General features: G+C 54.6%; 2 pseudogenes. Both read right to left on the bottom strand.

From position 1 onward, the window contains the following. Nucleotides 1-180: pseudogene (locus OK409_RS22440) on the bottom strand (DUF2931 family protein); the annotation flags it as partial. Beyond that, a pseudogene (locus OK409_RS22435) lies at nt 177-482 on the bottom strand (hypothetical protein); the annotation flags it as partial. The pseudogenes OK409_RS22435 and OK409_RS22440, both read right to left, overlap by 4 nt.

Here is a 482-nt window from a genome sequence, read left to right as displayed (position 1 = left end):
CTCGTTGTCGATAATCAGCGCTTTTGTCACAACCGCCGGTAAGGCCCGCGGAGTGAAAAATGCAAAATCAACCTCACCGTAGGGCATCTCGCCGGTATCTTCCGGCGTCTGTGCCTCTCCAGCCCGGCAGCCGCTGACCATCACCAGCATCAGCAGGGGAAAAAGTGTTTTCAGCCTCATACCTTCTTCCCGTCCATGCTGTAGACCGAGCGTTTCCACTGCTCATCCGGGCGGTTGATAAAGCCAATCAGCTCAGAGGGTGATGCGCCGCCGTGAATAAGGCCGTCCGTATTCACCACGATGGCATTCCAGTTGGCCGAACAGTGAATATACTTCTCCGCAATCACGTCCAGCTCATCCTGGCTGAACGCTTGATAGGCATAGGTACGCCAGGTATTACGCCCCGGGCTTGATGGATCAACCAGGGACCGTAAAAAGGCATTCATTTCATGGTCAAATACCCCGTCCTCCCCGATGAGAAA

Source organism: Pantoea sp. RG18 (genome assembly GCF_025910075.1).
GTDB lineage: Bacteria > Pseudomonadota > Gammaproteobacteria > Enterobacterales > Enterobacteriaceae > Pantoea > Pantoea agglomerans.
Note: the sequence above shows the minus strand (reverse complement) of the source record. Positions and strands in the feature narration are given on the sequence as shown.